Genomic DNA, 26,998 nt, shown 5'->3' with positions numbered 1-26,998 from the left:
ACCACTTAGGCATCACGGCCCGCTGTAGCCCGGCGGGTTGGCCGCGTCGACCCAGAAGTCCACGCCAAGTTCCGAGCCCGGAACGCAGTCGTACACCGACAGATCGGTGGCGCCGTTGTCCACCAGCACGTCCTCGCACAGCAGGGTGTTGCCGGTGTACTCCTTGGCCGGTTTGTTGAGGATGACGTAGGCCGCGTCGGCGTAGACCTCGGGTTTGCGCGACCGCGCCATCGCAGCTTCGCCGCCGAGCAGGTTCTGCACCGCGGCGGTGGCCACCATGGTGCGCGGCCACAGCGTGTTGGAGGCGATGCCGGCGTCACGCATCTCCTCGGCAATACCCAAGGCGCACAACGTCATCCCGAACTTCGCCATCATGTACGGCGTCGGCTTGAGCCACTTCTTCTCCAGCAGAACGGGTGGCGAGAGCGTCAAGATGTGCGGGTTGTCGCGCCCCTTCATGTGCGGAATGCAGGCCTGTGACACCGCATACGTGCCGCGCACCTGGATGCCGTTCATCAGGTCGAAGCGCTTCAGCGGCACCTCCTCGATGGAGCCGAGGTTGATCGCCGACGCATTGTTCACGCAGATGTCGATCCCGCCGAACTGTTCGACGGTCTTGGCGACGGCCGCGTCCACCGACTCGCCGTCGCGGACGTCGCCGACGATTGGCAACGCCTGCCCGCCGGCGTCCTCCAGCTCCTTGGCGGCGGTGTACACCGTGCCGGGCAGCTTGGGGTGCGGCTCGGCGGTCTTGGCGATCAGCGCGATGTTGGCGCCGTCGGCCGCGGCCCGCTTGGCGATGGCCAGCCCGATGCCGCGGCTGGCGCCGGAGATGAACATGGTCTTCCCGGAAAGCGACATGGCTCACACCCTATGCGGGTCGCCGGCGCGTCAGGCCCGGATGTCCGCGACGACCGCGTTGGTCAGCCGGATCAGATCCTGCGGGTGCACCGCGACGTCCCAGCCCCGTTTACCGGCACTGCACAGCACCTTGTCCCAGTGCAGCGCCGACGCGTCGACCACCGTCGGCAGCGCCTTGCGCTGGCCGAACGGCGAGATGCCGCCGATGACGTATCCGGTGGAGCGCTCGGCGGCGGCGCGGTCGGCCATCGTCGCCTTCGGCACGCCCAGCGCAGCGGCCACAGCCTTGAGCGACAGTTTCGCGGGCACCGGCAGCACCGCGACGGCCAACCCGTCCGGCACGGCGACGACCAGCGTCTTGAACACCTGCTCAGGAGCAACGCCCTCGATCGCGGCCAGTTCTTCGACGGCCTCCTCGCCAAACGATTCGTTGCGGGGGTCGTGCTCGTACTGCAGCACCTCGTGGGGGACCTCCGCGGCCAGCAGGGCCGTGATCGCCGGGGTTGCTGCGCGCGCCACGGGCCTCAGACTAGTGGGCGCGAATCGGGAACAAGCGCGGCCGTCCGTGCTGTTATTGGGGGCAGTCCTGGCCGCATTTCCGCAGCCAGAAAACATGTCGGTCACAACCTCTAGGATCGGGAGAAGGGGATTTTGGTGCCAACCGTCTGCCTGGAACGTCCGGTGGATGTCCCGGGCGTATTCGGTGGCATCGCTACAGAAGGGACGGTGTCTCCCACGATGACCGACGTCGACGGGTCAACGCCCGATACGGCGCCAGAGACCGATGCCGAGCTGACCGCGCGCTTCGAGCGTGACGCGATTCCGCTGCTCGACCAGCTCTACGGCGGTGCACTGCGGATGACCCGCAATCCCGCCGACGCCGAAGATCTGCTGCAGGAAACCATGGTGAAGGCCTATGCCGGTTTCCGGTCTTTCCGCGAGGGCACCAATCTCAAGGCCTGGCTGTATCGCATCCTGACCAACACCTACATCAACAGCTACCGCAAGAAGCAGCGTCAGCCCTCGGAGTATCCGACGGAGGAGATCACCGACTGGCAGCTGGCGGCCAACGCCGAGCATTCCTCGACGGGTCTGCGCTCAGCGGAGGTGGAGGCACTGGAGGCCCTGCCGGATACCGAGATCAAGGCGGCTTTGCAGGCGCTCCCCGAGGAGTTCCGGATGGCGGTGTACTACGCCGATGTGGAAGGTTTCCCATACAAGGAGATCGCCGAAATCATGGATACGCCCATTGGCACGGTGATGTCCCGGTTGCACCGGGGGAGACGCCAGCTGCGCGCACTGCTGGCCGATGTGGCCCGCGACCGCGGCTTCCTCCGCGGTGAACAGGTCGATGCGGCGGAGGAGGTGTCGTCGTGAGCGACGAAGACGAGCGCTGGACGCCACCGATCGGTCCCGTCGACCCCGAGCATCCCGACTGTGCCGCGGTGATCGCCGAGGTATGGACGCTGCTCGACGGCGAATGCACGCCCGAGACACGGGACAAGCTCAAGCATCATCTCGAAGAATGCCCCGCATGCCTGCGGCATTACGGGCTCGAGGAGCGGGTCAAGAAATTGATCGCCAGCAAGTGCGGCGGGGAGAAGGCCCCGGATCGGCTGCGCGAGCGGCTGCGCATCGAGATCAGCCGCACCACCATCATTCGCGGAGGCTAAAAGAAAAGCGCCCCTAGGAGTTGGGGCGCTTTCCGTGGTTTGCCTTGGAATGTTTGCGGTCGCGCTTCTTGCGGCCACGCTTGGCCATGGTGTCCTCCGTCTGGTTGATGCTTGGCTACCAGTGTCTCATGAGCCGGCGGGTCCGCCGCTGGGGCCCGGTTGTGGTTCGATGTAGCCGGTAGACAAGCAGCCAGAGTGAGTGGGGTGAAGATGGCCGAGGACGTTCGCGCCGAAATCGTGGCCAGTGTGCTCGAGGTCGTTGTTCACGAGGGCGACCAGATCGGTGAGGGCGACACCCTGGTGCTGCTGGAGTCGATGAAGATGGAGATTCCGGTGCTCGCCGAGGTGGCGGGAACCGTCAGCAAGGTGGCCGTATCCGTGGGCGACGTCATCCAGGCCGGCGACCTCATCGCGGTGATCAGCTAACGCTTGGTGTAGTGCCCGATGTCCACCCTCGGTGACCTGCTCGCCGAGCACACCGTCCTGCCCGGCAACGCCGTCGACCACCTCCACGCGGTGGTCGGGGAGTGGCAGCTGATCGCCGACCTGTCCTTCGCCGACTATCTGATGTGGGTGCGACGCGACGACGGTGTGCTGGTGTGTGTTGCGCAGGTCCGGCCCAACACCGCGCCGACGGTGTTGCTTGCCGACGCCGTCGGCACCGTCGCCGACGCGGAGGCGATGCCGGTGGTCACCGCCGCGTTCGAATCGGGCGCGATCGGGCGTGAAGGCATTGGGGGACAACAGGATTCAGCTCCGGGGCTGAAGGTCGAAGCTGTTCCCGTGCGCTACAACAACCAGGTGGTCGCGGTGTTGACGCATCAGACCGCGTTGGCGGCCACCCGCAAGGCCAGCCCGTTGGAGGCCGCCTACCTCGACTGCGCCGGCGACCTGCTGCACATGCTGTCCGAAGGCACCTTCCCCAACGTCGGCGATCTGGCGATGTCGCGGTCCAGCCCCCGCGTCGGCGACGGGTTCATCCGCCTGGACAAGGAAGGCGTCGTCGTCTTCGCCAGCCCCAACGCGATCTCGGCCTACCACCGCATGGGCCTGACGTCCGAGCTCGAGGGGCACAACCTCGTCACGATCACCCGGCCGCTGATCTCCGACCCGTTCGAGGCGCAGGAACTGGCCAACCATGTGCGCGACTCGCTGGCCGGCGGATCCAGTATGCGGATGGAGGTCGACGCCGGCGGCGCGGCCGTGCTGCTGCGCACGTTGCCGTTGGTGGTGCACGGCAAGGCGGTTGGCGCCGCGGTGCTCATCCGCGATGTGACCGAGGTCAAACGCCGTGATCGCGCGCTGCTGTCCAAGGACGCCACCATCCGCGAAATCCACCACCGGGTGAAGAACAATCTGCAGACGGTGGCGGCGCTGTTGCGGCTGCAGGCCCGTCGCACCAACAACGCCGAGGGGCGCGAGGCGCTGATCGAATCCGTGCGGCGGGTGTCCTCGATCGCGTTGGTGCACGATGCGCTGTCGATGTCGGTGGACGAGGAAGTCAACCTCGACGAGGTGGTGGATCGGATCCTGCCGATCATGAACGACGTGGCCACCGTCGACACTCCGATCCGCATCAACCGCGTCGGCGAGCTGGGCGTGCTCGACGCCGACCGCGCGACGGCGCTGATCATGGTGATTACCGAGCTGGTGCAGAACGCCATCGAGCACGCTTTCGACACCAGCACCGCACAAGGCTGCGTGACCATCAGGGCCGAGCGGTCGGCGCGCTGGCTCGACGTCGTCGTGCACGACGACGGCCGCGGGCTGCCGGACGGGTTCAGCCTGGAGAAGTCGGATCGGTTGGGGCTGCAGATCGTTCGGACACTGGTGTCTGCGGAGCTCGACGGCTCACTGGGTATGCACGACGCTGCGGAGGGCGGCACCGACGTGGTGCTGCGGGTGCCGATCGGCCGCCGCGCGAGGCCGGCGATCTAGCCATCGGCGAGTGGTCGAATTTGCGGAAATCGCATACTTCGCAATTACGAGAATTGCGCAGAGTAACGGCCCCGACATTTGTCGGGGCCGTACCGGTTTTGCGATGGGAAAGGGAGCTAGACCCCGGTGCGGGCCTTGGTCCGGGCGTTGCGCCGCTTGAGCGCGCGCCGCTCGTCCTCGCTCATGCCACCCCACACGCCGGCGTCCTGGCCGGTATCCAACGCCCAGGTGAGGCACTCAGTGGTGACCGGACAACGGTTACAAACAAGCTTCGCGTCAGCGATCTGGGCGAGCGCCGGCCCGCTGTTCCCCACGGGGAAGAACAGCTCCGGATCCTCGTCGCGACAGACCGCCTTGTGGCGCCAATCCATAGATCTAACTCTCCTCACTATGTGCGCAGCAGAGCGCACGAGCTTTTCTTCGGCTGTTAACGCGTGCACACGAAATGTTTCTGCACTGTTGCATCCGATGCTTTCACAGGCTGAACAGATGTCAATACTCGTGAGTTAACTCGTGGGCAATCTCACTAAGGGGCCCGGGTTTCCCGACCACTCATCACGTTGTACTAGAATCGATCCACCTGCGCCCTAATTCGACAATTTGTGCAGATAAATGCAGGTCAGAGGGTTTTTGCAGGTGGAGCGACCACGCCCAGAGCCTCAGGAACCGCAGTAAACGTCATCGCATCGCGCGGACCAGCGAAGTCACCGTCGATCTGACAGGCCACAGGTGTGTCCGCAGTCACCCGGATCCACGGCAGGTCGTCATCGCGCACCAGGTGCTTGGCCTCGATGCGTGGCTTGCGCGACACCATCTGGCGCACCAGGAGCAGATTCGCCCAGACGTTCATGCTGGTCGTCGCGAACACGCCCAGCCCCGTCTCGAACGTCGTGCCCGGATTGGTCCACACCGGGCGGGCGTTGGCGTAGGTCCACGGGCTGGAGTTCGACACGAACGCGAAGTGCACCCCCGACACCGGTTCGCGGTCGGGCAGATGCAGCGTCAACGTGGGCTCCTTGCGGGCACTGGCGAGCACCTCGCGGATGGCGACGCGGATGTAGCGTGACGCGGTCACTTTGCGGCCCTTTGCGCGTTGGGCCTCAACGGCCGCCACCACGTCGCCGTCGACGCCCATCCCGGCGGTGAACACCCCCCAGCGTTCGCCGCAGTCCATCAGGCCGATGCGCCGCCACGACTTGGTCCGCCGGTAGTCGCTGAGCAGGTCCACCAGCTGATTCGTCGCCTCGATCGGATCGGGGCTGATACCCAGCGCGCGAGCGAACACGTTGGCCGATCCGCCCGGCACCACCCCGACCGCGGGGGCAGCGCCGCGGGGACCGCATTCGCCCACCACGCCGTTGACCACTTCGTTCACCGTGCCGTCGCCGCCGTGCACGATCAGCACGTCGACGCCGTCGCGGACCGCGTCGCGGGCGATCTCGATCGCGTGGCCGCGGTGGTCGGTGTGTGCGACGGTCAGCTTCACCCGGCTTTCCAACGCGTGCGCGAGCAGATCGCGCCCGGCCGGGGTGGTGGAGGTTGCGTTCGGGTTCACGATCAGCACGGCGCGCACGAGGAATGAGCCTAGCCGCGCAAGGTTTACGCTTGACCGTCGTGACCGTTGCATCGCCCACCACCGTGCGTCAGGCCGCCGTGCTGGTGGCGCTCGAAGGCGTTGTCGGATTGGTGGTGGCGGTGGTCTACGTCGTCAGCGGGCTGACCGGCCCCGACGAGCCCGGTATGAACAAGTTTGGCACTGCCGCCTGGTTCGCGATCATCGGCGCCGGCGTACTGGCGGCGGCCTGGGCGTTGTGGACCGGCAGACGGTGGGGCCGCGGCATTGCCGTGTTCGCCCAACTGCTGCTACTGCCGGTGTCTTGGTACATCGCCGTCGGCTCACATCAGTGGCACTACGGCATCCCGGTGGCGCTCGTCGCGCTAATAACGTTGGTGTTGTTGTTCAGCCCGTCCACGCTGGAGTGGTTGGGGGCCGCCGACGATCAGGATTCGGCCAGCGCCGACAATTCCGGACCCGACACCCGGTAGGTGATCCACTCGCGCTGCGGTTTGCCGCCGACGGATTCGTAGAGCGCGATGGCGTCGACGTTCCAGTCCAGCACGGCCCAACTCAGCCGGGTGTAGCCATGCGCGACGCATTCACGAGCTAACGTGGCCAACAGCTTTCGCGCCAGGCCGCGGCGGCGGAACCGCGGGCGAACGTACAGATCTTCCAGGTAGATGCCGGCGACGCCGTCCCAGGTGGAGAAGTTGTAGAACCACAGCGCCCCCGCGGCCGCTTCGCCGTCGATCTCGACGAGGTGCCCGTGTACCGTCGGCTGATCTCCGAAAAGTGCTGTCCGCAATTGACTTTCGGTGACGGTGCACTGTTCGGCGGCCCGTTCGAACTCGGCGAGCTCGTGGATCATCGCCGTCAGCTCGATTTCGTCGCCGGGACGCACGCGGCGGATGGTTTCGGTCATGGCTGCACTCCCAGGGCCGACAGGATCGTGGTGAATTTCGTTGTGGTTTCCGCGACTTCGTCATCCGGATCGGACTCGGCGACGATACCGCCGCCCGCGTGCGCGTCGGCGAAACGCCGGTCGGCGGACAGCTGCGCACATCGGATCGAGACCACCCAGCGTCCGTCGCCGTGCTCGTCGCACCAGCCCACCGCGCCGGCGTAGAAGCCGCGGTCGCCCTCCAGCTCGTTGATCAGGGCCGTCGCAGTCGAGGTGGGCACGCCGCCGACCGCCGGGGTGGGATGCAGCGCAACCGCCAAATCGAGTGCCGTGGCGGACTTTTCGCGCAGCCTGGCGGTGATCGGCGTGCTCAGATGCCAAACCGCCGCGGTGCGGTGCAGCTGCGGGGTCGGTGCGATCTGCAGGTCGACACACAACGGGTCCAATGCCGTGCGCATCGCGTCGACCACCAGTTGGTGTTCGTGGCGGTTCTTGGCCGACGCCGCGAGGGCGGCACCGCTGGCCTCGTCGGCATCCGGGTCGGCCAGCCGCGGCGCCGACCCCGCGAACGGCCGGCAGAGGACGGTTTCGCCGCGGCGGGCCACCAAGAGTTCGGGGCTGGCACCGACCAGGGTCGTGCCGGTATAGCTACCGCCGGCGGGGGTCAGATCGGCGAGATACGCGGTGGCGGCGGCGTCGGCCGCGAGTCGTCGCAGGATCGTGCGCTCGTCCAACGGTTCGTCGGCCACCAATCGCAGGGCCCGGGCGAGCACCACCTTGTGCAATCCGGTGTGCGGGTCGTTGAGCTGTTGTAGCGCGGCGCCGATGCGGGCCCGATGCTCCTCAGGTGCCGGCACGGTCTGGGCGATCCGCACCGTCGGCGTGCCCCGATCCGGCCAGTCCGGCATCGCGTCGAGGAACTGCACCGCCTGTGGGCGAAACAACGCGGTGGCGCGGGACACATCAAAAGGTAAGGCGCCGACGATAATTGGCGTCATACCCGATGCGAGCGCGGCCTGCGCGTCGGCCAGCTGCGGGTAGGCGGTGTGCACATCCTCGGCGATGACGACGCCGTCGGGACCCACCAACGCGAACGTCGGCGTCACGGTGCGCAGGGGTGCGGGTATCCGGTCAACGTCAGCGCGGTGAGCTGGCGCATGCCGTGCTCGAAGCCGCACACCGCGATCGACGCCGCCACCATCGCGAAGCGAATGCCTTGGGACAGCGGCAGTTCGATCCACCGGGTGATCACCGCGCGTGAGAAGTGACCGTGTCCGACGAACAACACATCGCGGGAAGCCATGTGCTGCAACGCCATAGCGATCGCAGCATCGGCGCGGTCGCTGACCTGCGCCACGCTTTCGCCCTCCGGGCAGCCATGTGTCCACACCAACCAGTCCGGCACATCGCGCCGGATCTCGGGCGTGGTCAACCCCTCGTAGGCGCCGTAATCCCACTCCGCGATGAGCGGCGACACCTCGTTTACGGAGAGTCCCGCCAACTCGGCGGTGACAAGCGCGCGTTTGCGGGGGCTGCTCACCACCAACGGGTCCTGCAGTTGCAGGCGGGCCAGCGCGTCGGCGGTCACCTCGGCTTGCTCGCGGCCGGTTTCGGTGAGCTCGAGATCGGTGCGGCTGGTGTGGCGGCCGGATGATGACCACTCCGTCTCGCCGTGACGCAGCAGTAGCAGCCGGTGCTGCTGAAGACTCACCGTGCCGATTCTGCCGCACGCCCGGTGGGGACATCCGTGCACATGCCAGGATGAACACCGTGACGCGTGTATTAGCGGTCGCCAATCAAAAGGGTGGGGTAGCCAAGACGACGACGGTGGCGTCGTTGGGTGCGGCGATGGTGGAGAAAGGTCGACGGGTGCTGCTCGTGGACCTGGATCCGCAGGGGTGTTTGACGTTCTCCCTCGGGCAGGATCCGGACAAGCTACCCGTGTCGGTGCACGAGGTACTGCTGGGCGAAGTGGAGCCCGATACCGCGCTGGTGGAGACGCCGGAGGGCATGACGCTGCTGCCGGCCAACATCGATCTGGCCGGCGCTGAGGCGATGCTGCTGATGCGGGCCGGGCGGGAGTATGCGCTCAAACGCGCGCTGGCGAAGATCGGCAGGGAATTCGATGTGGTGATCATCGACTGTCCGCCGTCGCTGGGTGTGCTCACGCTCAACGGACTGACCGCCGCCGACGAAGTGATCGTGCCGCTGCAGTGCGAGACGCTGGCCCACCGCGGCGTGGGGCAGTTCCTGCGCACCATCTCCGACGTCCAGCAGATCACCAACTCCGATCTCAAGCTGCTGGGCGCGTTGCCGACGTTGTATGACTCGCGCACCACGCACAGCCGCGACGTGCTGCTCGACGTCGCTGACCGCTACGACCTGGCGGTGCTGGCGCCGCCGATCCCGCGCACGGTGCGGTTCGCCGAGGCCAGCGCGTCGGGCGCCTCGGTGCTGGCCGGCCGCAAGAACAAGGGCGCCGAGGCCTATCGGGAGCTGGCGGCCGCGCTGCTCAAGCATTGGAAGAACGGCAAGGATCTGGCGACCTTCACACCGGAAATGTAGCTTGACCTTGCCCGTCGGGCAGGGTCCATGCTGGTCGCCGTGGACGATCTGCTGACCATCGGCGAGTTCGCGGCTCGCAGCGGTCTCTCGGCGAAAATGCTGCGCACCTACGCGGCCGCGGGTGTCCTCACCCCCGTCGCTGTCGACCAGGTGTCGGGATACCGCTACTACTCCGAGGCGCAGCTCGGCCAGGCCAAGGTGATCGCTCAGCTTCGTCGAGCCCAGATTCCCGTCGCGGACATCGCGGCGTTCTTGCGGCACCCCACCGACGAGCAGATCGACGCGTGGCGAACTCAACTTGACGACGAAATCGACGTTCGCCGGCATGCACTCGAAACGGCCCGCCGAGCGCTGGCCGAGGACGAAAGGGCAACGATGGTTAGGACATTGAAGGCATTGGCCGCCGCTAACCGCACCGACCAGGGTGTGGTCCGCGATATCAACCAGGATGCGGTGCTCGCCGCCGGAATGCTGTATGCGGTGGCGGACGGCTTTGGGGCCCTCGGGGACAAGGCAAGTCGGCTGGCGCTGGACATGCTCGGCTCCGAGTTCGCCGCCCAGCCGAACCGCAAAGGACTCGTCCAGGCGGTGCAGCGTGCAAATGAGACTGTGTGGCAACAGGTTTCGGCAAACACCGACGACGCCAGCATGGGCACCACGCTTACCGCGCTGGCGATGCTTCCCGCAGATGACGGCGGACCAGTGGTGGTCAACATTGGCGACTCGCGCCTGTATCGGATCCGCGGCGACCGGATGGATCAGCTGACCGAGGACCACACGGTCGTCGCCAATATGCTCCGATCCGGTGCGCTGACGTCCGACCAGGCGCGCAGCCATCCGCGCCGCCACCTGCTCACCCGTGCGCTTGGTCTCGGACCAGCGACGACACCAGACATCGTCGATGTCGATTGCCGCGCCGATGATCGGCTGCTGCTCTGCACCGACGGGCTGTACGCCGCCCTCGAGGCATCAGACATCATGGCGACAGCAACGTCCGCGGAACCGGAAACGGCTGCGCGTCAACTGATCAACATGGCCAACAGCGCGGGCGGCGCCGACAACGTCACGGTGGTCGTCATCGACGTCGGCTGAACTCAGCCCAGCGCCACCACGACGTCGCCGCGCTGCTCCATCAGCTTCGAGCCCGCCACGGCCGGCACCAACTCCGACTTCGTGGCGGGACGCTGCAACGGGATGTGTCGTTCGCCGGTGCCGGTTGCGGGGTCGAAGACGTCGTAGCCGTTCGTCACGGGCACCAGGAGCCGGCCCGCCATGATCGTCGCGGGCCCCACCGGCACATTGGGCCCCGACGGGCTGATCGTGTACTTGTAGCGCAACCCGTCGGCGTCGAACACCATTACGGAATCGCCTGTCCACCAAGTGATCAGATCCCCGGCCCGCGATGCGACCGCCTGGTCCGCCGGTGGCTTCGGCAGTAGCGTGCTGGCCACCGTGGCACCCGTTTCGTCGACGACGTTGACCGTCGGCCGGGGAGCCGACACGTACACCGCGGTGATGGTGTCGGAGACCGCGACGACGCGGGCGCCGGAATCCGGGCCGACGCCGGGCTGCGGCACGTACTTAAGGTCCGGGGTGTCCTCCTCGTCGGAGGGCCGCAGCAGCGTCAACCGCAGCTCGTCCTTGTTCGGGCAGCCTTCCAACACCGACACCGCCTCGGCACTGGCCGCCGCCGATACCAGCCGGCACAGCGGCGACGCTGGAATGCCCGGTTTGATCGGGGCGTCGAGTGCGCCGTAGCTGAGCATCCGGACCATGTCGGAGCGCCACAGCTCCAGTCGGCTGTCGCCGGCGGACAACACCGTCGTCCCATCGGAGGACAAGCTGACCTGCGGGTCGGCGTACCCCGTGCGGGCGGGTCCGCGGCGTCCGGTCCGGGCGTCGATGGTGCTGACCTGCCCGCATCCCCGTGAGTCCGGATAGACGGCGACGGCGTAGCTGTACACCCAGGTCACGCCGCACAGCTCGACATCGCGGGAGTAGCTCCACAGCGTGTCGCCGGTGGCCGGGTCACGTCCCTCGACGTCGCGGCCGTCGCCGGTCACGATGGCGCCGGCCACCACCAGCGGCACGGTGGTCTTCGGACTGTCCGCGGTCCACAATTGTTTGAGCGCGGCCGGAACCTCGCGGGCCGGCGTCAGAGCGGGAACCGGTTGTGCGGCAGGACGACTGATCGTCGCCCTGGCGTCGCTGGTCCACCAGATCAGGAAGGCCACCACCGCGATCACCACGACGATCGCGGCGGCCGCCACCACATCGCCGCGGGTGCGGCGCTCGGGTTTGACCACCTCGCCTAGCTGGCGCTAGCGGCTGCGGGCTTGCGGGGCCGGCGACGACGGCGACGACGCGCGGGCGCCCCCTCGTCCTGACCATCGGTTGAAGGCGGCTCGGGCGCGGCGGCGTCGGGGTGCGCGCTGACCGGTTTGCCGGCGCGGGTCCGTCGACGACTGCGGGTGCGCGCCGGGCGCTCCGTCGACTGTTCTGAGGTTTTCTCCGAGGACCGTTTGGGCTTCTGCGCCCGCGCCGGACCGACGGTGCCGGTGGCGTCGGTCGGGATTTCGAGCTCCTCGTACAGGTGCGGGGAGCTGGAATACGTCTCGGCGGGATGGGGGCAGTTGAGGCCCAGCGCCTTGTCGATCATCTCCCAGCGGGCCAGCTCGTCCCAGTCCACGAGGGTGATCGCGACGCCGTCTTTTCCGGCGCGACCGGTGCGGCCGATGCGGTGCACGTAGGCCTGCTCGTCCTCGGGGATCTGGTAGTTGATGACGTGGGTGACGTCGTCGATGTCGATGCCGCGCGCGGCCACGTCGGTGGCGACCAGCACGTCGATCTCGCCGGTGCGGAAGGATTTGAGCGCCTTCTCGCGGGCCGCCTGACCCAGGTCGCCGTGCACAGCGCCGACCTTGAATCCACGCTCGGCGAGCTCATCGGACACCTTCTGCGCGGTGCGCTTGGTGCGAGTGAAGATCATCGTCGCGCCGCGGCCCTTGGCCTGCAGGATCCGGCTGACCAGCTCCACCTTGTCCAGCGCGTGGGCCCGGTAGACGAACTGCTCGGTGGTCGAGTGCACGGCCGACGAGTGCGGCGCCTCGGCGCGGATGTGGGTGGGCTGGTTCATGAAGCTGCGGGCCAGCGTGATGATCGGGTCCGGCATGGTCGCCGAGAAGAGCATCGACTGGCGCTGCTCGGGGATCTGGCGCAGGATGCGCTCGATGTCGGGCAAAAAGCCCAGATCCAGCATCTCGTCGGCCTCGTCGAGCACCAGCACCGAAATGCCGCCCAACTGCAGATGCCCCTGCTGGGCGAGGTCGAGCAGGCGTCCGGGCGTGCCCACCACGACGTCGGCCCCGGCCTGCAGGGCTTCGATCTGCGGCTCGTAGGCACGGCCGCCGTAAATCGACACGACGGAGAGCTTGCGGTCCTCGGCGGACAGGTACTTCGCCGCGGCGACCAGGTCGCCGTACACCTGCAGACACAGTTCTCGTGTCGGCACGACGACGAGGGCGCGGGGGATGCCGCTCAGGGGGCGGTCGGTGTCGCTGGTGATGCGCTGCAGGAGGGGGACACCGAATGCATAGGTCTTGCCCATGCCGGTGCGCGCCTGGCCGATCAGGTCGTCGCCGGCCAACGCCAGCGGCAAGGTGAGCTCCTGGATGGCAAAGGCATGTTCGATGCCTTGCTCGGTCAGGGCCTTGACTATTTCGTCGCGAACTCCGAGATGGGCAAATGTGAGATTGAGTGCGGTCATGCTAGGTAGACGTAGCCTTTCAAAGTCATTCCTCATAGCGTCCACGCGCACACGAGTTTGACGATGAAGCGGCCAGGCCCTGCGCTGAGGTAGGCGGGCCAGCGTCGTGCGCGCACATTTCTTAGGAGCGGCTCGAACCGCTGCCTACACCCATGGTAGCTGGTCAGTTTGCCCGGCGGTCGCTGCGCCGCCCGGCGTCTAGAGTTGGGCCATGAATTCGACGCAGCCTGCGGCCTCCCCCGAGCAGAGGGTCAATCCGGCGACGACAGGCGTGTCGGCCGACCATCCGGGCATCAACGAGCTGTTCGCGCTGCTGGCCTATGGCGAGGTGGCGGCGTTCTACCGGCTCACCGAGGAGGCGCGGATGGCGCCCAGCCTCGCCGGCCGGATCAACATGGCGAGCATGGCGGCCGCCGAGATGGGCCACTATGAATTGCTGCGAGATGCCTTGGAGCACAGGGGAGTCGACGTTGTCCCCGCGATGACGAAGTACGCCTCCGCCCTGGAGAACTATCACCGGCTGACCACTCCGAGCACGTGGCTGGAAGCCCTCGTGAAGACCTACATCGGCGATGCGCTCGCGGCTGATTTCTATCTGGAGATCGCCGGGGCGCTGCCCGACGAGGTCGCCGACGTCGTGCGCGGAGTGTTGGCCGAGACGGGTCATTCGCAGTTCGTCGTCGCCGAAGTCAAGGCCGCGGTCACGGCGAGTCAGAAACAGCGTCACCGGTTGGCGTTGTGGTCACGACGGCTGCTGGGTGAGGCGATCACGCAGGCCCAGTTCGTGCTCGCCGACCACGACGAGCTCGTCGACCTGGTGATGTCGAGCGGGGAGGGGTTGACGCAGCTGGCCGAGTTCTTCGATCGGCTGCAGCACACCCACAGCTCCCGCATGCAGGAGCTCGGCCTCGCCTGAGCGATTTCGGCGCGCAGGGTCGCGCTGAGCGCGACTGCGCGCGCCGAAATCCCTACTTGGTGCAGGTCGCGATGATCGAGTTGTTGTTCTGCGCCGCGATGGTGGCGCCCGAAGCGTCGGTGATCGAGCAGTTGAGCTGACCCGCGACGCTGGTCGCCGTCACCGAACTGAGCTCGACGCCTGGATTCAGCACCACGGTCTTGGTCCACGGCAGAGCCACGTTGACGTCGGTCTGCAGCGCGCCCTGCTGGTCGGTGTAGATCACCGTCACGAGGTCGATGAGCTGGCGATTACCGGTCACCGTGTAGGTGACGGTGTTCGGCGCCGGGGGTGCGGCTGCCGCGGGCGCCGGTGCGCTGGGCTCGGCCGTCGCCGTTGGCGACGGGGTGACTGTGGTGACGGTCTCGGGCGGCAGCGATGACGTGACCGGGGGTTTGGACGTGGCGGCCGGGGGCGCCGAAGTGGTGGCGGGCTGGCTCGTCGTGGCCGGCGAACTGACCGTGGCCGACACCGAACCGCTGTCCCCGCCGCCGAGGATCACCACTGTGCAGATCACCGCGACCAGCAGGATGGCGCCTGCCACGCCGGCGATCCAGATCCAGCGCCGGTCGATCGGGTCGTCGTAATCGAAATCGTCAGAGTCCCCAGCGTCCCCGTACTCGGCGTACGCGTCGTAGTCGTACTCGTACTGCTCGGGCTCGAGTTGGTCGGTGAGCTGATCGGCGGCACTGCCGATGCGCTCGGTCTGTGTCGCGTCGTACGGTGAGTACGGCGAGTAAGGCCTGGTCATAGAGCCATTCCCATTCGTTTCGTGGAGTAGCGGACCTGATGCTATCGGTGCAGAAGTGACAGCTGAGGTTGATGAACGGGCGTGTTGATTACGGTCCGGACTCGGTTCGGGTCGAGTTTGGTCGCGCCTTCGCGCAGCGCGAACTCACCGCCGCGGCGCGCCGCCGCCGCCGTCCACTAGCCTTCACTTGCAGAACGCACACGAACGGAAAGGGTCCCAGCGTGGAGGTCAAGATCGGTGTCACGGACAGCCCTCGCGAGCTGATCTTCAACAGCGCGCAGACGCCCACCGAGGTGGAGCAGCTGGTCACCGACGCGCTCAGCAAGGCCTCGGGCGTACTGACTCTGACCGACGAGAAGGGCAGGCGCTTTCTGGTGCAGTGCGCCAGGATCGCCTACGTCGAAATCGGCGCTGCCGATGTGCGTCGGGTCGGGTTCGGCGTCGGGGTGGTGGGCGCCGAAGCCATCAAGAACGGGTAAGCGGCACGTGTGACAGGCCGCCCCAGGCGAACTGCACGGTGCCTTCGACCGCGTCGTCCTTGCTGATCGGCCGGTCATTGTTCAGCCAATACCGTGCCGAGTCCACGCTGATGGCCACCAGGCCCACCGCGATCATCCGGGCACGGTGTGCCTCCAGCCCGGAATCGCGGCTGATCAGGTCGAATACCGCATCGGTGCACGCCTCGGTGGCCACTTTGACCTGCGCAGCCACCTGCGGTTCGGTGACGTAGTCGTTTTCGAAGATCAGTCGGTAGCCCTGGCTGTCATGCTCGATGAAGTCGAAGAACGCCTGCACCGCCGCACGCAGCCGCTGACGGTTGTCGGTGGTGGTGCGAAGGGCCTGGCGGACGCCGGAGACCAAATTCTCGACGTGCCGCGCCAGCACCGCCAAGTACAGTTCTAGCTTGGACGAAAAATGTTGGTACAGAACAGGTTTGCTGACACCGGCGCGCTCGGCGATCTCGTCCATGCCGGCGGCGTGGTAGCCACGGTCGACGAAAACCTCGCTGGCAGCGACGAGTAACTGTCCGCGGCGCTCGTCGCGGGGCAGCCGGTTGCCACGCCGGTTCCCGCCAGGGGAGACGTCACCGTTGGCCGGCTGCGCGCCTCTCCTCTCGGCGGTGTTGGCGAGATCGCTCATTACTCTCTCTATCTGGTTCAACCTGGGTTCTCTTGAAGCCCCGACACTACTACCGTTCGTTCGGCATGCGCGCAACTGACGGCCGTCGGGCCGACCTGGTGGCGCGCCGGAAACCCAAGTGCCTGGCTCTGTGCCATTCTGTTTCGGTGACCTACGACTCGGGGCGTCGGGGCGGCGGTCGTGTGCCGGCGCTGCGCAACGAGTGGCGCGAGCCGCTGCGGGCCCAGCGCGACCCGCTGGCGGTGGATTCGGGTCGAGCCAGGTCCAACCGCGACCGGCGACGGCAATACCGCAAGCAGACCTGGCTGGGTCGCTTCGTGTCCACCTACGGATGGCGTGCCTACGCGCTGCCGGTGCTGGTGGTGCTGACGGCGGTGGTGTTGTACCAGACCATCACCGGAACCGGCGCGCCGCAGCCCGTCGACGAGGAGGGGCCGGTGCAGGGCCCCCCGACCTTCGGCGTCGCCGGCACCGCGATCATCGGCGCCCCGCCGAAGGGGTTGACGCAGTTCGACGCCAACCTGCCGACCGGGATCCTGCCCGACGGCGGGCCGTACACCGAGGCCGGTGCCAAGACATGGCACATCGTGCCGGGCTCCACGGAGAAGGTGGGCGAGGGCACCGTCAAGACGTTCACCTACACCGTCGAAGTCGAAGACGGTGTGGACACCACGACGTTCGGCGGCGACGACGGTTTCGCCCGGATGGTCAGCGAAACGCTGGCCAATCCCAAGAGCTGGACGCACAATCCGCAGTTCGCCTTCCAGCGTGTGGACGGGACCTATCAGGGCCAACCCGACTTCCGGGTGTCGCTGAGCTCGCCGCTGACCGTGCGCGAAGGCTGCGGGTACGACATCCAGCTCGAGGCGTCCTGCTACAACCCCGCCTATTTGGGCAGCGAGCCACGGGTCTTCATCAACGAGGCCCGGTGGGTGCGTGGCGCCGTGCCGTTCCAGGGCGACGTCGGGTCGTATCGGCAGTACCTGATCAACCATGAGGTCGGGCACGCGATCGGTTACCAGCGCCACGAGGCCTGCCCTGAGAACGGCGCGCTGGCGCCGATCATGATGCAGCAGACGTTTTCCACCAGCAACAAGGACGCGGCCCGGTTCGACCCCGAAACCGTCAAACCCGACAGCAAGACGTGCCGGTTCAACCCATGGCCCTACCCGATCGCGTGACGGGCATCGCTGCCGGGAAGGATCGCGACGGGACTACCGTTGTGGTGGGTACTAGCAGTTGAACTGAGGAGAATTCAGTGCCTTCAGGGTCGACAGGTTCGACGTTGCCACCGCTGGTGGAACCCGCGGCCGAGCTGACGCGGGAAGAGGTCGCACGCTACAGCCGTCACCTGATCATTCCCGATCTGGGTGTCGACGGGCAGAAGCGTCTCAAGAACGCCCGGGTGTTGGTCATCGGCGCAGGAGGGCTCGGCTCGCCGACGCTGCTGTATCTGGCCGCGGCCGGCGTCGGCACCATCGGCATCGTCGAGTTCGACGTGGTCGACGAGTCCAATCTGCAGCGCCAGATCATCCACGGCCAGTCCGATATCGGTCGATCAAAGGCGCAGAGCGCACGCGACTCGATCCTGGAGATCAACCCGCTTGTCGACGTGCGACTGCACGAATTCCGGTTGGAGCCCGACAACGCCGTCGACCTGTTCAAGCAGTACGACCTGATCCTCGACGGCACCGACAACTTCGCGACCCGCTACCTGGTCAACGACGCCGCCGTGCTGGCGAGCAAACCCTACGTGTGGGGTTCGATCTACCGGTTCGAGGGTCAGGTGTCGGTGTTCTGGGAGGACGCCCCCAACGGGTTGGGCCTGAACTATCGCGACCTGTACCCCGAGCCGCCGCCGCCCGGCATGGTGCCGTCCTGCGCCGAGGGCGGCGTGCTGGGCATCCTGTGCGCATCGATCGCGTCGGTGATGGGCACCGAGGCGATCAAGCTGATCACCGGCATCGGCGAGCCGCTGCTGGGCCGGCTGATGGTCTACGACGCACTGGACATGACGTATCGCACCATCAAGATCCGCAAGGATCCGTCGACGCCGAAGATCACCGAGCTGATCGATTATGAGGAGTTCTGCGGTGTGGTCTCCGAGGCGGCCGCCGAAGCCGCCGCCGATTCGACGATCACTCCGCGCGAGCTGCGCGAACTGATGGACGCCGGGAAACCGCTGGCGCTGATTGACGTTCGCGAACCCGTGGAGTGGGACATCAACCGGATCGAGGGTGCCGAGCTGATCCCGAAGTCGGCGTTCGAATCTGGTGATGCGCTGGCCAAACTGCAGCTCGACCGGACCCCGGTGTTCTACTGCAAGACCGGCGTGCGCTCGGCCGAAGTGCTGGCCATCGTCAAGAACGCCGGTTTCTCCGATGCGGTCCATCTGCAGGGCGGCATCGTCGCGTGGGCCAAACAGCTCGAACCCGACATGGTGATGTACTAACGGCTGGTTAGCCGGGTGACGCCTTAGGCTGAGGTTGTGACTGTGGAACGCCCGCCGGAGCATGTGCTGGCGGCGTTCGGTCTGACCGGATCGCGGCCGGTTCCGCTCGGTTCGAGCTGGGAGGGCGGCTGGCGTTGCGGCGAGGTCGTGCTCTCGATGGTCGCCGATCACGCCCGTGCCGCCTGGTCGGCGAAGGTCCGCGAGACGTTGTTCGTCGACGGTGTGCGGCTGGCCCGGCCGGTGCGCTCGACCGACGGGCGGTACGTGGTCGCCGGCTGGCGGGCCGACACATACGTCGCCGGAACCCCCGAACCCCGTCACGACGAGGTGGTTTCGGCGGGGGTGCGGCTGCACGAGGCGACGGCCAAACTCGAGCGGCCGCGGTTTCTGACGCAGCCGCCCGTCGTTCCCTGGGCCGATGTCGACGTGTTCATCGCCGCCGACCGCGCCGCGTGGGAGGAGCGGCCGCTGCGTTCCCTGCCGCCGGGCGCGCGGGTGTCACCCGGCTCGGCGGACGGACAGCGCTCGGTGGAGCTGATCAACCAGCTGGCCCGGCTGCGCAGGCCGACCAAGAGCCCCAGCCAACTGGTGCACGGAGACCTTTACGGCACAGTGCTTTTCGCGGGTACTGCCGCACCGGGAATCACCGACATCACCCCGTATTGGCGGCCCGCGTCGTGGGCGGCGGGAGTGGCGGTGGTCGACGCGCTGTCATGGGGCGACGCCGACGACGGGCTCATCGAACGCTGGGTGTCGCTGCCGGAATGGCCGCAGATGCTGTTGCGGGCGTTGATGTTTCGGTTGGCGGTGCATGCGCTGCACCCGCGCTCGACGGCGGCGGCGTTCCCCGGCTTGGCCCGCACCGCGGCGTTGGTGCGGCTCGCGCTGTAGTTTCGGCGTTGAGATTGGCACTGAGGGTTGCGATTTTGCGAAAACCGCAGCCCTCAGTGCAATCTCAACGGTCAGAACTCGTGGCGAACCTCGGCCAGGGGGATGCGCCCGTCGGTGGCCAGCACCCCCTCGGCGCGCAGCAGCTCCAATTGCCGCGTCGTCAAATGCGGCGCAGGTCGGCCCGACGCGCGTATCACCCGGTGCCACGGCAGGTCAGACGAGTCGGTGCGCATGATCCAGCCGACGATGCGCGGGCTGGAAAGCCCTGCGGCTGCGGCGATGTCGCCGTAGGTCGACACGCGTCCGGCCGGGATGGCGGCAACCAGCTCCCGCACCGCCTCCACCTGCTCGTCGGTGACGGCCGGCATCGCTACCCCAGCGCCTTGCGGATCACCGCCGCGGTGTCGGCGGGGCGGGCCTGCGGCACCATGTGATCGCAGTCGAAATCGATCAAGGTGAAATCGGTGTGCGCGCGCAGAGCGTCGAGCAGTTCGCCGGTGACATACGGCGGATCGGTGCGGGTGGCGCGCACCAAGGTTGCCGGTATGCCGTTGGGCGGCAAGGTGATTGGTCGCGCCAACTCGCTCCAGTAGGACATCATCGCCGGAATGCTGATCCGCCATCCCACGCGGCCGTTCGGCAGCTCGATCAGGTGTCCGTCGAGTTCGCGGTCCAGCTCCTCGGGTGCGACGTCGGCCCACGACCCGGTTGCCTTCTCGTTGCGGGCCTCGGCGCGGTCGGTGTAATCGGGTGAGGCGAACATGTCGTCGGCGATATCGCGCATCCATTCGCCGTCCAGTCCCACGGCCGGATCGAGCAGCACCAGCGCCGCGACCAGTTCCGGATGTCTCGCAGCGAGATTCAACGCGATCGCGCCGCCGAACGAATGCCCGACGACCACGACCGGGCCGTCGAGGAGCCCTGTCAAGGCGTCGACGTTGGCATCGATGGTCCACGGTGCCGCCCACGACGAGCGGCCGTGGCCGAGCAGATCCGGTGCGACGACGGCGACCTCCGGAAGATGTCGCGTCGCCACGGTCTGCCAGCGTTGACCGTGCCCGGTCAACCCGTGAACGGCAAGGATCTGCGCAGGACGGGACGGGCCGTAGCGATGCACATGCAAACTCACGGCATCGATGCTGCCAGGCGGCAGTTTGCGTCGACTTGTCGGACCCCTGTGCTGTCATGCCCACATGACCGCACCGCACTCCGTCCTCGCCCCGGACGCGCTCACCCAGCCCGGCATGCGCGGCGTGGTGCGCGTGCTGGGTGGGCCAGGCACGGGTAAGAGCACGCTGCTGGTCCAGACGGCCGCCGCACACGTTGCGGCGGGTATCGAGCCGGAATCGGTTCTGCTGCTGACCGGTTCGGCACGGCTCGGTGAGCAGGCCCGCGCGGCCATCACCGCCCGGCTGCTGGGCTCGGGTTCGCGAACCGTGGTCGGCGAGCCGTTGGTTCGCACCGTGCACTCGTATGCGTTCGCGGTGCTGCGGCTGGCGGCGCAACGCAACGGCGATCCGCCGCCGCGGCTGATCACCAGCGCCGAGCAGGACGGCATCATCCGCGAACTGCTCGCGGGTGACCTCGAAGACGGCGAAAGGTCTGCCGTCGCGTGGCCCGCGCACCTGCGTCCGGCGCTGAGCACGGTCGGCTTCGCCACCGAACTGCGTGACCTGATGGCCCGCTGCACCGAACGCGGGGTGGATCCGATTGCGCTGCAACGCCTCGGTCGCCAGGCCGGCCGTCCCGAGTGGCTGGCCGCGGGACAGTTCGCGCAGGCCTACGAGCAGATCATGCTGTTGCGCTCGGCGGTGGGGATGGCCGCCCCGCAAGCCACCGTGCCGGCACTGGGCGCCGCCGAACTCGTCGGCGCCGCACTGGAGGTGTTCGCGACGGATCCCGCGCTGCTCGCCGCCGAACGTGACCGCATCAAACTGCTCTTGGTCGATGACGCTCAGCATCTCGACCCGCAGGCCGCTCGGCTGGTGCGGGTGCTGGCGGCGGCGACGGATCTCACGGTCATTGCCGGGGACCCGAACCAGTCGGTGTTCGGCTTCCGGGGTGCCGACCCGACGCTGCTGCGCGGTGACGACGATGAGGCTGCGGTCGTTCTCACCCAGTCGCGCCGGTGCGCCCCCGCGGTGGCCAGGGCCATCACCGGGATCGCCGATCGGCTGCCCGGCGCCGCGACCGAAACCCTCACCGGCGCCGGTGAGTCCGCGGGCACCGTGGCGGTGCGGATCGCGGCGTCACCGCATGCCGAGGCGACGATCATCGCCGACGCGTTGCGGCGCGCACACCTCGTCGACGGCGTGGCGTGGTCGCAGATGGCCGTGATCGTGCGATCGGTGCCGCGGGTTGGTGCGCTGGTCGCGCGCACCCTCACCGCGGCGGGGGTTCCGATCGATCTGCCGGCCGTCACCACCGCCCTTGCCGAACAGCCCGCTGTACGGGCATTGATGACCGTCCTGGAAGCGGTGGCCGACGGACTGGACGGCGACAAGGCGTTGGCGTTGGTGACCGGGCCGATCGGCCGGGTGGACCCGGTGTCGTTGCGCCAGTTGCGGCGTGCGCTGCGTCGCGCCGACGGCGCCACCCCGCCGCGTGAGTTCGCAGAACTGCTCGTCGAGGCACTGGACGCGCCCCCGGCCGCGCTGTCAGCCGAACAGGCCCGCCCGCTACGGCGGATCCGTGCCGTACTGAACGCGGCGCGCCGCAGCGCCGCCGAGGGGCAAGACCCGCGCTACACCCTGTGGCAGGCGTGGAATTCCTCTGGGCTGCAACGCCGTTGGCTGGCGACCAGTGAGCGCGGCGGCGTCGGCGGTGCGGCGGCCGACCGCGATCTGGACGCTGTCACCGCGCTGTTCGACGCCGCCGAACAGTATGTGAGCCGCACCGCCGGGGCCTCGCTGCGCGGCCTGGTCGACCACATCGAGGCGCTGGGGTTGCCCGCAACGCCGCGTGACCGGCAGGCGGCGCCGGACGCGGTCGCGGTGCTCAGCGCGCACGCCGCGCTCGGCCGGGAGTGGGAGATGGTGGTGATCGCCGGCGTGCAGGAAGGGTTGTGGCCCAACACCGTTCCCCGCGGCGGCGTGCTGGGCACGCAGCGCCTCGTCGACGTGCTCGACGGTGTGGTGACGCCCTCTGACGCCGGGGTGTCTACCAGGGCGCCGCTTCTGGCCGAGGAACGCCGGCTGCTGATCGCCGCCATGGGGCGGGCGCGTACGCACCTCCTCATCACCGCAGTGGACAGCGACTGCGGTGATGAGTCGCTGCTGCCGTCCCCGTTCTGCCATGAGCTCGGCGAGTACTCCACCGAGCCTGACCCGGCGCCCGTCGCACCGGTCCACGCACCGCGAGTGCTGGCGCCTGCGGCGCTGGTCGGTCGGCTGCGCGCGGTGGTGTGCGCACCACCCGAGGAAGTCGACGACGCGGTGCGGGCCTGCGCCGCAACGCAACTCGCACGGCTTGCCGCAGCGGGAGTGCCCGGTGCCGACCCGAAACAGTGGTACGGACAGACGCCGCTGTCCACCAGCGAGCCGCTGTGGTCCGGCGACGACCACGTGGTCACACTGTCGCCGTCGACGTTGCAGACGCTGACCGATTGCCCGTTGCGGTGGCTGCTCGAGCGGCACGGCGGCTCTGATCTTCGGGACGTGCGCTCAGCGGTGGGTTCGGTGCTGCACGCCCTGGTGGCCGACTCGGGCGCGACCGAAAGTCAGATGCTCAACAAACTGCAAGCCATCTGGGACGCATTGCCGTTCGACGCCGAGTGGTACTCCGACAACGAGCTGCAGCGTCACCGCGCGATGCTGTCGACGTACGCGCACTGGCGTGCCGAGAGCCGCCACGAGCTCACCGAAGTGGGCACGGAGGTCGAGGTCGAAGGTGAAGTCGCGCCCGGGGTGCGGGTGCGCGGACGTCTCGACCGGCTGGAGCGCGACAGCGCCGGCCGCCTGGTGGTGGTCGATATCAAGACCGGCAAGAGCCCGGTCAGCAAGGACGATGCACAACGCCACGCCCAGCTCGCCATGTACCAGTTGGCGGTCGCCGAAGGGCTCCTGCCACACGGTGATTCACCCGGTGGCGGCCGCCTGGTCTATCTCGGCAAAGCCGGCAGGGACGGTGCCGCCGAGCGGCACCAAGATGCGCTGACGCCTGACGCGCGCGCTGAGTGGCTCGACGCGGTGCGGCGGGCCGCCGCGGACACGCAGGGGCCGCAGTTCGTGGCCCGCGTCAACGACGGCTGCGCCCACTGCCCGGTGCGGGCGATGTGCCCCGCACACGCCCCCGGGGATCGGGCATGAAACCGCGGTACAGTCCCGCCGAATTGGCTTCGGCGCTCGGCGTGTTCGCGCCCACCGACGAGCAGGCCGCGGTCATCGCGGCGCCGCCCGGGCCGCTGGTCGTGATCGCCGGCGCCGGCGCCGGCAAGACCGAGACCATGGCCGCGCGGGTGGTGTGGCTGGTGGCCAACGGCTACGCCCGCCCAGGTGAGGTGCTCGGCTTGACGTTCACGCGCAAGGCCGCCGGGCAGCTGCTGCGCCGTGTCCGCAGCCGGCTGGCCCGGCTCGCAGGCGCCGGTCTGGTACCCGGACTCGACACGGCCGACGAATCGGCAACGGTCGGCACCTATCACGCCTTCGCGGGCACCTTGCTGCGCGAGCACGGTCTGCTGCTTCCCGTCGAACCCGATACCCGACTGCTGTCCGAAACCGAACTGTGGCAGTTGGCGTTTCGCGTGGTCTGCGAGTATCCGGGCAAGCTCGACACGGACAAGACGCCGGCCGCGATCACCGCGATGGTGCTGCGGCTGGCCGGCCAGCTGGCCGAGCACCTCGTCGACACCGATCAGCTCCGCGACACCCACGTCGAGTTCGAGCGGCTGGTGCACACGCTGCCCGCCGGCCCCTATCAACGCGACCGCGGACCCAGCCAGTGGCTGCTGCGGATGCTGGCCACCCAAACCGAGCGCACCCAACTAGTGCCGCTGATCGACGCGCTGCACCGGCGGATGCGGGCCGACAAAGTGATGGATTTCGGCATGCAGATGGCGGCGGCCGCCCGCCTGGCGTCGACCTTCCCGCAGGTGGGTGAGCAGCTGCGACAGCGCTACCGGGTGGTTCTGCTCGACGAATACCAAGACACCGGCCACGCCCAGCGCGTCGCGCTGTCGTCGTTGTTCGGCGGCGGGGTCGACGACCAGCTGGCGCTCACCGCGGTCGGCGACCCGATCCAGTCGATCTACGGGTGGCGCGGCGCGTCGGCCACCAACCTGCCCCGCTTCACCACCGACTTCCCGCGATCCGACGGCACGCCCGCGCCCACCCTGGAGTTGCGCACCAGCTGGCGCAATCCGCCGCGGGCACTGTATCTGGCCAACGAGGTGTCGCGCGAGGCGCGGCGCCGGTCGGTCGCGGTGCGCGCCCTGCGGCCACGCCCGAACGCCGACCCGGGGACCATCCGGTGCGCGCTGCTGTCCGACATCGCGGCCGAACGTGATTGGGTGGCAGATCATTTGGCCGGTCTCTACCGCCAAACAGACACGCCGCCGACGGCGGCGGTGCTGGTGCGTCGCAACGCCGACGCCGCGCCCATGGCCGAGGCGCTGACGGCGCGCGGAGTGCCCGTCGAAGTCGTCGGGCTGGCCGGCCTGCTCGCCGTCGCCGAAGTCGCCGACGTGGTGGCGATGCTGCGCCTGGTGGCCGAACCCAGCGCGGGCGCCGCGGCCATGCGAGTCCTCACCGGCCCGCGATGGCGGTTGGGGGCACGCGACATCGCGGCGCTGTGGCGGCGCGCGGTCGACCTCGACGACGTCAGCCCCACCCAACGCGACAGCATCGAACACCTCGTCGCCGACGTCGGCCCCGACGCCGATGCCGCGTGTCTGGCCGAGGCGATCTGCGATCCCGGGCCCGCAGCGTCGTACTCGCCGACGGGCTATCAGCGGATCGTGGCGCTGGGCCGTGAGCTGACCGCGCTGCGAGCACACCTGAGCCACCCGGTGCCCGATCTGGTCGCCGAGGTGCGGCGCGTACTGGGGGTCGACACCGAGGTGCGGGCCGCCCAGCGGACGTCGGCGGGCTGGTCGGGCACCGAACACCTCGACAGGTTCGCCGACGTGGTGGCCGACTACGCCGACCGGCCCGGCGCGTCGGTCACCGGCCTGCTGGCGTTCCTCGACGCGGCGGCGCTCGTCGAAAACGGGCTGGCCCCTGCCGAAGTCGCCGTGGCCAAAGACCGGGTGCAGATCTTGACCGTGCACGCCGCCAAGGGCCTCGAGTGGCAGGTGGTTGCGGTGCCGCATCTGAGCGGGCGGGTGTTTCCCTCGACCGCGTCACCGCGCACCTGGCTGACCGACCCCGCGGACCTGCCGCCGCTGCTGCGCGGCGATCGCGCGACCGTTTCCCGGCACGGCGTCCCGGTGCTGGACACGTCTGACGTCAACGACCGAAAGAAGCTGTCGGACAAGATCTCCGACCACAAGCGAAGCCTCGAGCAGCGCCGCACCGACGAGGAGCGCCGGCTGCTCTACGTGGCGTTGACTCGCGCCGAAGACACCCTGCTGCTGTCGGGCCACCACTGGGGCGCCACCGAGAACAAACCCCGCGGGCCGTCGGCGTTCCTGTGTGAGCTCAAGGACATCATCGATCGTTCCGCCGCCGCCGGCGATCCGTGCGGCGTCGTCGAGCACTGGGCGCCCCCACCCGCCGACGGGGAGCAGAACCCCCTGCGGGACACGCAGATCAAGGCGTGCTGGCCAGTGGACCCGGCAGGATCACGGCGTGACGATCTGGACCGGGGTGCGGCCCTGGTGGCGCGGGCGATGACAGCCGGTATAGACGCCGGAGACAGCGGGCACGACATCGACGGCCTGGTCGCCGACGTCGATGCGCTGCTGGCCGAAAGGGAGCGAGGGCCGGATCGCCAGCCCGTCGCACTGCCCGCCCAGCTGTCGGTCAGCACGCTGGTCGACCTCGGACGCGATCGGGACGCGGCCCTGCAGCGGTTGGCCCGCCGACTGCCCGTACGGCCGGATCCACATGCCTTGCTGGGCACCGCGTTTCACGACTGGGTGCAGCGGTTCTTCCACGCCGACCGGCTGTTCGACCTCGACGACCTGCCCGGCGCGGTCGACGGCGACGTCGCGCACACCGTCGCCGAGGACCTGGCCGAGCTACAGGCGGCGTTCATGGTGTCGCCGTGGGCGGCCCGCACGCCGATCGACGTCGAGGTTCCGTTCGACATGGTCCTCGCCGGCAACACCATAGTGCGCGGCCGCATCGACGCGGTCTTCGCCGACGATGACGGCGGCGCCACCGTGGTGGACTGGAAGACCGGCGCACCGCCGGACACCCCGGAAGCCAAGCAGCAGGCGGCCGTTCAGCTCGCGGTGTACCGGTTGGCGTGGGCGGCGCTGCGCGGCTGCCCACCCGAACGGGTGCGTGCGGCGTTTCACTACGTGCGGACCGGGCAGACCGTCACACCGGAAACACTGCCCGGCGCCGACGATCTCGCCGCGCTACTCGCCACGCCCGCCGCGTGAA

The 26,998-nt window shown here is 68.2% G+C and carries 28 protein-coding genes; 14 read left to right on the top strand and 14 right to left on the bottom strand.

Going from position 1 to position 26,998, the window contains the following annotated elements:
- Positions 1 to 12: 12 nt before the first annotated feature.
- The gene (locus tag CWS39_RS10110; protein WP_102142782.1) at positions 13 to 861 is read right to left on the bottom strand and encodes an SDR family oxidoreductase; all 849 of its coding nucleotides are present in this window, start codon (positions 859 to 861) and stop codon (positions 13 to 15) included.
- Positions 862 to 891: 30 nt separating this feature from the next.
- Positions 892 to 1,380, bottom strand: a complete 489-nt coding sequence (gene ybaK, locus CWS39_RS10105) for a Cys-tRNA(Pro) deacylase (protein WP_233213434.1) — start codon at positions 1,378 to 1,380, stop codon at positions 892 to 894.
- A 219-nt stretch (positions 1,381 to 1,599) separates the two neighbouring features.
- Between ybaK and CWS39_RS10100 the strand changes: the two genes are divergently transcribed.
- A complete protein-coding gene (locus tag CWS39_RS10100) occupies positions 1,600 to 2,238 on the top strand; it encodes a sigma-70 family RNA polymerase sigma factor (RefSeq protein ID WP_199178044.1) in 639 nt (212 codons plus the stop codon).
- Between the two features lie 29 nt (positions 2,239 to 2,267).
- Complete coding sequence (gene rsrA, locus CWS39_RS10095) at positions 2,268 to 2,534, top strand: mycothiol system anti-sigma-R factor (RefSeq protein WP_233213446.1); 267 nt, start codon at positions 2,268 to 2,270, stop codon at positions 2,532 to 2,534.
- 13 nt (positions 2,535 to 2,547) lie between these two features.
- Here rsrA and CWS39_RS30270 read toward each other — a convergent pair whose 3' ends face one another.
- Positions 2,548 to 2,622: a 50S ribosomal protein bL37 gene (locus CWS39_RS30270; protein ID WP_085976515.1), complete on the bottom strand. Its 75-nt coding sequence runs from the start codon at positions 2,620 to 2,622 to the stop codon at positions 2,548 to 2,550.
- A gap of 122 nt (positions 2,623 to 2,744) precedes the next feature.
- Between CWS39_RS30270 and CWS39_RS10085 the strand changes: the two genes are divergently transcribed.
- Together CWS39_RS10085 and CWS39_RS10080 are read left to right on the top strand one after the other, a co-directional pair.
- Positions 2,745 to 2,960 carry a biotin/lipoyl-binding carrier protein gene (locus CWS39_RS10085; RefSeq protein WP_102142875.1) on the top strand — a complete coding sequence of 72 codons (216 nt, stop codon included), beginning with the start codon at positions 2,745 to 2,747 and terminating at the stop codon, positions 2,958 to 2,960.
- Between the two features lie 18 nt (positions 2,961 to 2,978).
- Positions 2,979 to 4,472, top strand: a complete 1,494-nt coding sequence (locus CWS39_RS10080; protein WP_102142779.1) for a sensor histidine kinase — start codon at positions 2,979 to 2,981, stop codon at positions 4,470 to 4,472.
- Positions 4,473 to 4,588: 116 nt separating this feature from the next.
- Here the strand turns inward: CWS39_RS10080 and whiB1 are convergent, their stop codons facing one another.
- Both whiB1 and CWS39_RS10070 read right to left on the bottom strand, forming a co-directional pair.
- Positions 4,589 to 4,843: a transcriptional regulator WhiB1 gene (gene whiB1 / locus CWS39_RS10075; protein ID WP_102142778.1), complete on the bottom strand. Its 255-nt coding sequence runs from the start codon at positions 4,841 to 4,843 to the stop codon at positions 4,589 to 4,591.
- A 248-nt stretch (positions 4,844 to 5,091) separates the two neighbouring features.
- The gene (locus CWS39_RS10070; protein WP_102142777.1) at positions 5,092 to 6,045 is read right to left on the bottom strand and encodes a diacylglycerol/lipid kinase family protein; all 954 of its coding nucleotides are present in this window, start codon (positions 6,043 to 6,045) and stop codon (positions 5,092 to 5,094) included.
- Positions 6,046 to 6,050: 5 nt separating this feature from the next.
- Between CWS39_RS10070 and CWS39_RS10065 the strand changes: the two genes are divergently transcribed.
- The gene (locus CWS39_RS10065; protein WP_431306109.1) at positions 6,051 to 6,518 is read left to right on the top strand and encodes a hypothetical protein; all 468 of its coding nucleotides are present in this window, start codon (positions 6,051 to 6,053) and stop codon (positions 6,516 to 6,518) included.
- Here the strand turns inward: CWS39_RS10065 and CWS39_RS10060 are convergent.
- From CWS39_RS10060 to CWS39_RS29130, 3 genes are read right to left on the bottom strand one after another with little or no spacing between them, the layout of a single operon-like run.
- Positions 6,473 to 6,952, bottom strand: a complete 480-nt coding sequence (locus CWS39_RS10060; RefSeq protein ID WP_102142775.1) for a GNAT family N-acetyltransferase — start codon at positions 6,950 to 6,952, stop codon at positions 6,473 to 6,475. The genes CWS39_RS10065 and CWS39_RS10060 overlap by 46 nt on opposite strands.
- Entirely contained in the window at positions 6,949 to 8,046 is a 1,098-nt protein-coding gene (locus CWS39_RS29135; RefSeq protein ID WP_199178043.1) for an isochorismate synthase, read from the bottom strand. Before CWS39_RS29135 ends, CWS39_RS10060 begins: the two co-directional genes overlap by 4 nt.
- The gene (locus CWS39_RS29130; protein WP_199178035.1) at positions 8,034 to 8,642 is read right to left on the bottom strand and encodes an acid phosphatase; all 609 of its coding nucleotides are present in this window, start codon (positions 8,640 to 8,642) and stop codon (positions 8,034 to 8,036) included. Before CWS39_RS29130 ends, CWS39_RS29135 begins: the two co-directional genes overlap by 13 nt.
- Positions 8,643 to 8,692: 50 nt before the next feature.
- Between CWS39_RS29130 and CWS39_RS10050 the strand changes: the two genes are divergently transcribed.
- Both CWS39_RS10050 and CWS39_RS10045 read left to right on the top strand, forming a co-directional pair.
- Positions 8,693 to 9,496, top strand: a complete 804-nt coding sequence (locus tag CWS39_RS10050; RefSeq protein ID WP_102142774.1) for a ParA family protein — start codon at positions 8,693 to 8,695, stop codon at positions 9,494 to 9,496.
- Between the two features lie 27 nt (positions 9,497 to 9,523).
- On the top strand, positions 9,524 to 10,588 hold the full coding sequence (locus CWS39_RS10045; RefSeq protein ID WP_102142773.1) for a protein phosphatase 2C domain-containing protein: 1,065 nt from the start codon (positions 9,524 to 9,526) through the stop codon (positions 10,586 to 10,588).
- Positions 10,589 to 10,590: 2 nt separating this feature from the next.
- On the opposite strand, the gene CWS39_RS10040 is transcribed toward CWS39_RS10045, so the two are convergent.
- Both CWS39_RS10040 and CWS39_RS10035 read right to left on the bottom strand, forming a co-directional pair.
- On the bottom strand, positions 10,591 to 11,802 hold the full coding sequence (locus CWS39_RS10040; protein WP_102142772.1) for an Rv3212 family protein: 1,212 nt from the start codon (positions 11,800 to 11,802) through the stop codon (positions 10,591 to 10,593).
- A gap of 5 nt (positions 11,803 to 11,807) precedes the next feature.
- The gene (locus CWS39_RS10035; protein ID WP_102142771.1) at positions 11,808 to 13,262 is read right to left on the bottom strand and encodes a DEAD/DEAH box helicase; all 1,455 of its coding nucleotides are present in this window, start codon (positions 13,260 to 13,262) and stop codon (positions 11,808 to 11,810) included.
- Positions 13,263 to 13,473: 211 nt separating this feature from the next.
- On the opposite strand from CWS39_RS10035, the gene CWS39_RS10030 reads away from it, so the two are divergent.
- Positions 13,474 to 14,178, top strand: coding sequence for a ferritin-like fold-containing protein (locus CWS39_RS10030; protein WP_102142770.1), 705 nt, complete (start codon positions 13,474 to 13,476; stop codon positions 14,176 to 14,178).
- A gap of 52 nt (positions 14,179 to 14,230) precedes the next feature.
- On the opposite strand, the gene CWS39_RS10025 is transcribed toward CWS39_RS10030, so the two are convergent.
- The gene (locus CWS39_RS10025) at positions 14,231 to 14,968 is read right to left on the bottom strand and encodes a hypothetical protein (RefSeq protein WP_102142769.1); all 738 of its coding nucleotides are present in this window, start codon (positions 14,966 to 14,968) and stop codon (positions 14,231 to 14,233) included.
- Positions 14,969 to 15,189: 221 nt separating this feature from the next.
- Between CWS39_RS10025 and CWS39_RS10020 the strand changes: the two genes are divergently transcribed.
- Positions 15,190 to 15,447, top strand: coding sequence for a DUF3107 domain-containing protein (locus CWS39_RS10020; protein WP_102142873.1), 258 nt, complete (start codon positions 15,190 to 15,192; stop codon positions 15,445 to 15,447).
- Here the strand turns inward: CWS39_RS10020 and fasR are convergent.
- Positions 15,434 to 16,108: an HTH-type transcriptional activator FasR gene (fasR, locus tag CWS39_RS10015; protein WP_102142768.1), complete on the bottom strand. Its 675-nt coding sequence runs from the start codon at positions 16,106 to 16,108 to the stop codon at positions 15,434 to 15,436. The two genes, CWS39_RS10020 and fasR, sit on opposite strands and share 14 nt — an antisense overlap.
- 146 nt (positions 16,109 to 16,254) lie before the next feature.
- On the opposite strand from fasR, the gene CWS39_RS10010 reads away from it, so the two are divergent.
- From CWS39_RS10010 to CWS39_RS10000, 3 genes are all read left to right on the top strand, one after another.
- On the top strand, positions 16,255 to 17,289 hold the full coding sequence (locus tag CWS39_RS10010; RefSeq protein WP_102142872.1) for a DUF3152 domain-containing protein: 1,035 nt from the start codon (positions 16,255 to 16,257) through the stop codon (positions 17,287 to 17,289).
- A 77-nt stretch (positions 17,290 to 17,366) separates the two neighbouring features.
- Positions 17,367 to 18,560, top strand: coding sequence for an adenylyltransferase/sulfurtransferase MoeZ (gene moeZ / locus CWS39_RS10005; RefSeq protein WP_102142767.1), 1,194 nt, complete (start codon positions 17,367 to 17,369; stop codon positions 18,558 to 18,560).
- A 36-nt stretch (positions 18,561 to 18,596) separates the two neighbouring features.
- The gene (locus CWS39_RS10000) at positions 18,597 to 19,451 is read left to right on the top strand and encodes a TIGR02569 family protein (protein WP_102142766.1); all 855 of its coding nucleotides are present in this window, start codon (positions 18,597 to 18,599) and stop codon (positions 19,449 to 19,451) included.
- Between the two features lie 71 nt (positions 19,452 to 19,522).
- Here the strand turns inward: CWS39_RS10000 and CWS39_RS09995 are convergent, their stop codons facing one another.
- A complete protein-coding gene (locus CWS39_RS09995; protein WP_102142765.1) occupies positions 19,523 to 19,819 on the bottom strand; it encodes an MGMT family protein in 297 nt (98 codons plus the stop codon).
- 2 nt (positions 19,820 to 19,821) lie between these two features.
- Complete coding sequence (locus CWS39_RS09990; RefSeq protein ID WP_199178033.1) at positions 19,822 to 20,580, bottom strand: alpha/beta fold hydrolase; 759 nt, start codon at positions 20,578 to 20,580, stop codon at positions 19,822 to 19,824.
- A 64-nt stretch (positions 20,581 to 20,644) separates the two neighbouring features.
- On the opposite strand from CWS39_RS09990, the gene CWS39_RS09985 reads away from it, so the two are divergent.
- Together CWS39_RS09985 and CWS39_RS09980 are read left to right on the top strand one after the other, a co-directional pair.
- Positions 20,645 to 23,758 (top strand): ATP-dependent helicase, encoded by a 3,114-nt coding sequence (locus CWS39_RS09985; protein WP_102142763.1) that lies wholly within the window; start codon positions 20,645 to 20,647, stop codon positions 23,756 to 23,758.
- Positions 23,755 to 26,997, top strand: coding sequence for an ATP-dependent helicase (locus tag CWS39_RS09980; protein WP_102142762.1), 3,243 nt, complete (start codon positions 23,755 to 23,757; stop codon positions 26,995 to 26,997). Before CWS39_RS09985 ends, CWS39_RS09980 begins: the two co-directional genes overlap by 4 nt.
- The last annotated feature ends 1 nt before the right edge of the window (position 26,998 follow it).

This window comes from Mycobacterium hubeiense (assembly GCF_002838065.1).
Taxonomy (GTDB): Bacteria; Actinomycetota; Actinomycetes; order Mycobacteriales; family Mycobacteriaceae; genus Mycobacterium; species Mycobacterium hubeiense.
The sequence above is the reverse complement of the archived record's forward strand: the minus strand, read 5'-3'. Positions and strand labels throughout refer to the sequence as shown.

Bases quoted from the DNA above. Each gene is read 5' to 3' on its own strand.
- CWS39_RS10050 (WP_102142774.1), top strand. From the start codon at position 8,693: ATGAACACCGTGACGCGTGTATTAGCGGTCGCCAATCAAAAGGGTGGG.
- CWS39_RS10065 (WP_431306109.1), top strand. From the start codon at position 6,051: ATGAGCCTAGCCGCGCAAGGTTTACGCTTGACCGTCGTGACCGTTGCA.
- CWS39_RS10080 (WP_102142779.1), top strand. From the start codon at position 2,979: ATGTCCACCCTCGGTGACCTGCTCGCCGAGCACACCGTCCTGCCCGGC.
- fasR (WP_102142768.1), bottom strand. From the start codon at position 16,108: ATGAGCGATCTCGCCAACACCGCCGAGAGGAGAGGCGCGCAGCCGGCC.
- CWS39_RS09985 (WP_102142763.1), top strand. From the start codon at position 20,645: ATGACCGCACCGCACTCCGTCCTCGCCCCGGACGCGCTCACCCAGCCC.
- CWS39_RS10060 (WP_102142775.1), bottom strand. From the start codon at position 6,952: ATGACCGAAACCATCCGCCGCGTGCGTCCCGGCGACGAAATCGAGCTG.
- CWS39_RS10085 (WP_102142875.1), top strand. From the start codon at position 2,745: ATGGCCGAGGACGTTCGCGCCGAAATCGTGGCCAGTGTGCTCGAGGTC.
- CWS39_RS09995 (WP_102142765.1), bottom strand. From the start codon at position 19,819: ATGCCGGCCGTCACCGACGAGCAGGTGGAGGCGGTGCGGGAGCTGGTT.
- CWS39_RS10100 (WP_199178044.1), top strand. From the start codon at position 1,600: ATGACCGACGTCGACGGGTCAACGCCCGATACGGCGCCAGAGACCGAT.
- CWS39_RS10035 (WP_102142771.1), bottom strand. From the start codon at position 13,262: ATGACCGCACTCAATCTCACATTTGCCCATCTCGGAGTTCGCGACGAA.
- CWS39_RS10030 (WP_102142770.1), top strand. From the start codon at position 13,474: ATGAATTCGACGCAGCCTGCGGCCTCCCCCGAGCAGAGGGTCAATCCG.
- CWS39_RS09980 (WP_102142762.1), top strand. From the start codon at position 23,755: ATGAAACCGCGGTACAGTCCCGCCGAATTGGCTTCGGCGCTCGGCGTG.
- CWS39_RS10045 (WP_102142773.1), top strand. From the start codon at position 9,524: ATGCTGGTCGCCGTGGACGATCTGCTGACCATCGGCGAGTTCGCGGCT.
- whiB1 (WP_102142778.1), bottom strand. From the start codon at position 4,843: ATGGATTGGCGCCACAAGGCGGTCTGTCGCGACGAGGATCCGGAGCTG.
- CWS39_RS10110 (WP_102142782.1), bottom strand. From the start codon at position 861: ATGTCGCTTTCCGGGAAGACCATGTTCATCTCCGGCGCCAGCCGCGGC.
- CWS39_RS10025 (WP_102142769.1), bottom strand. From the start codon at position 14,968: ATGACCAGGCCTTACTCGCCGTACTCACCGTACGACGCGACACAGACC.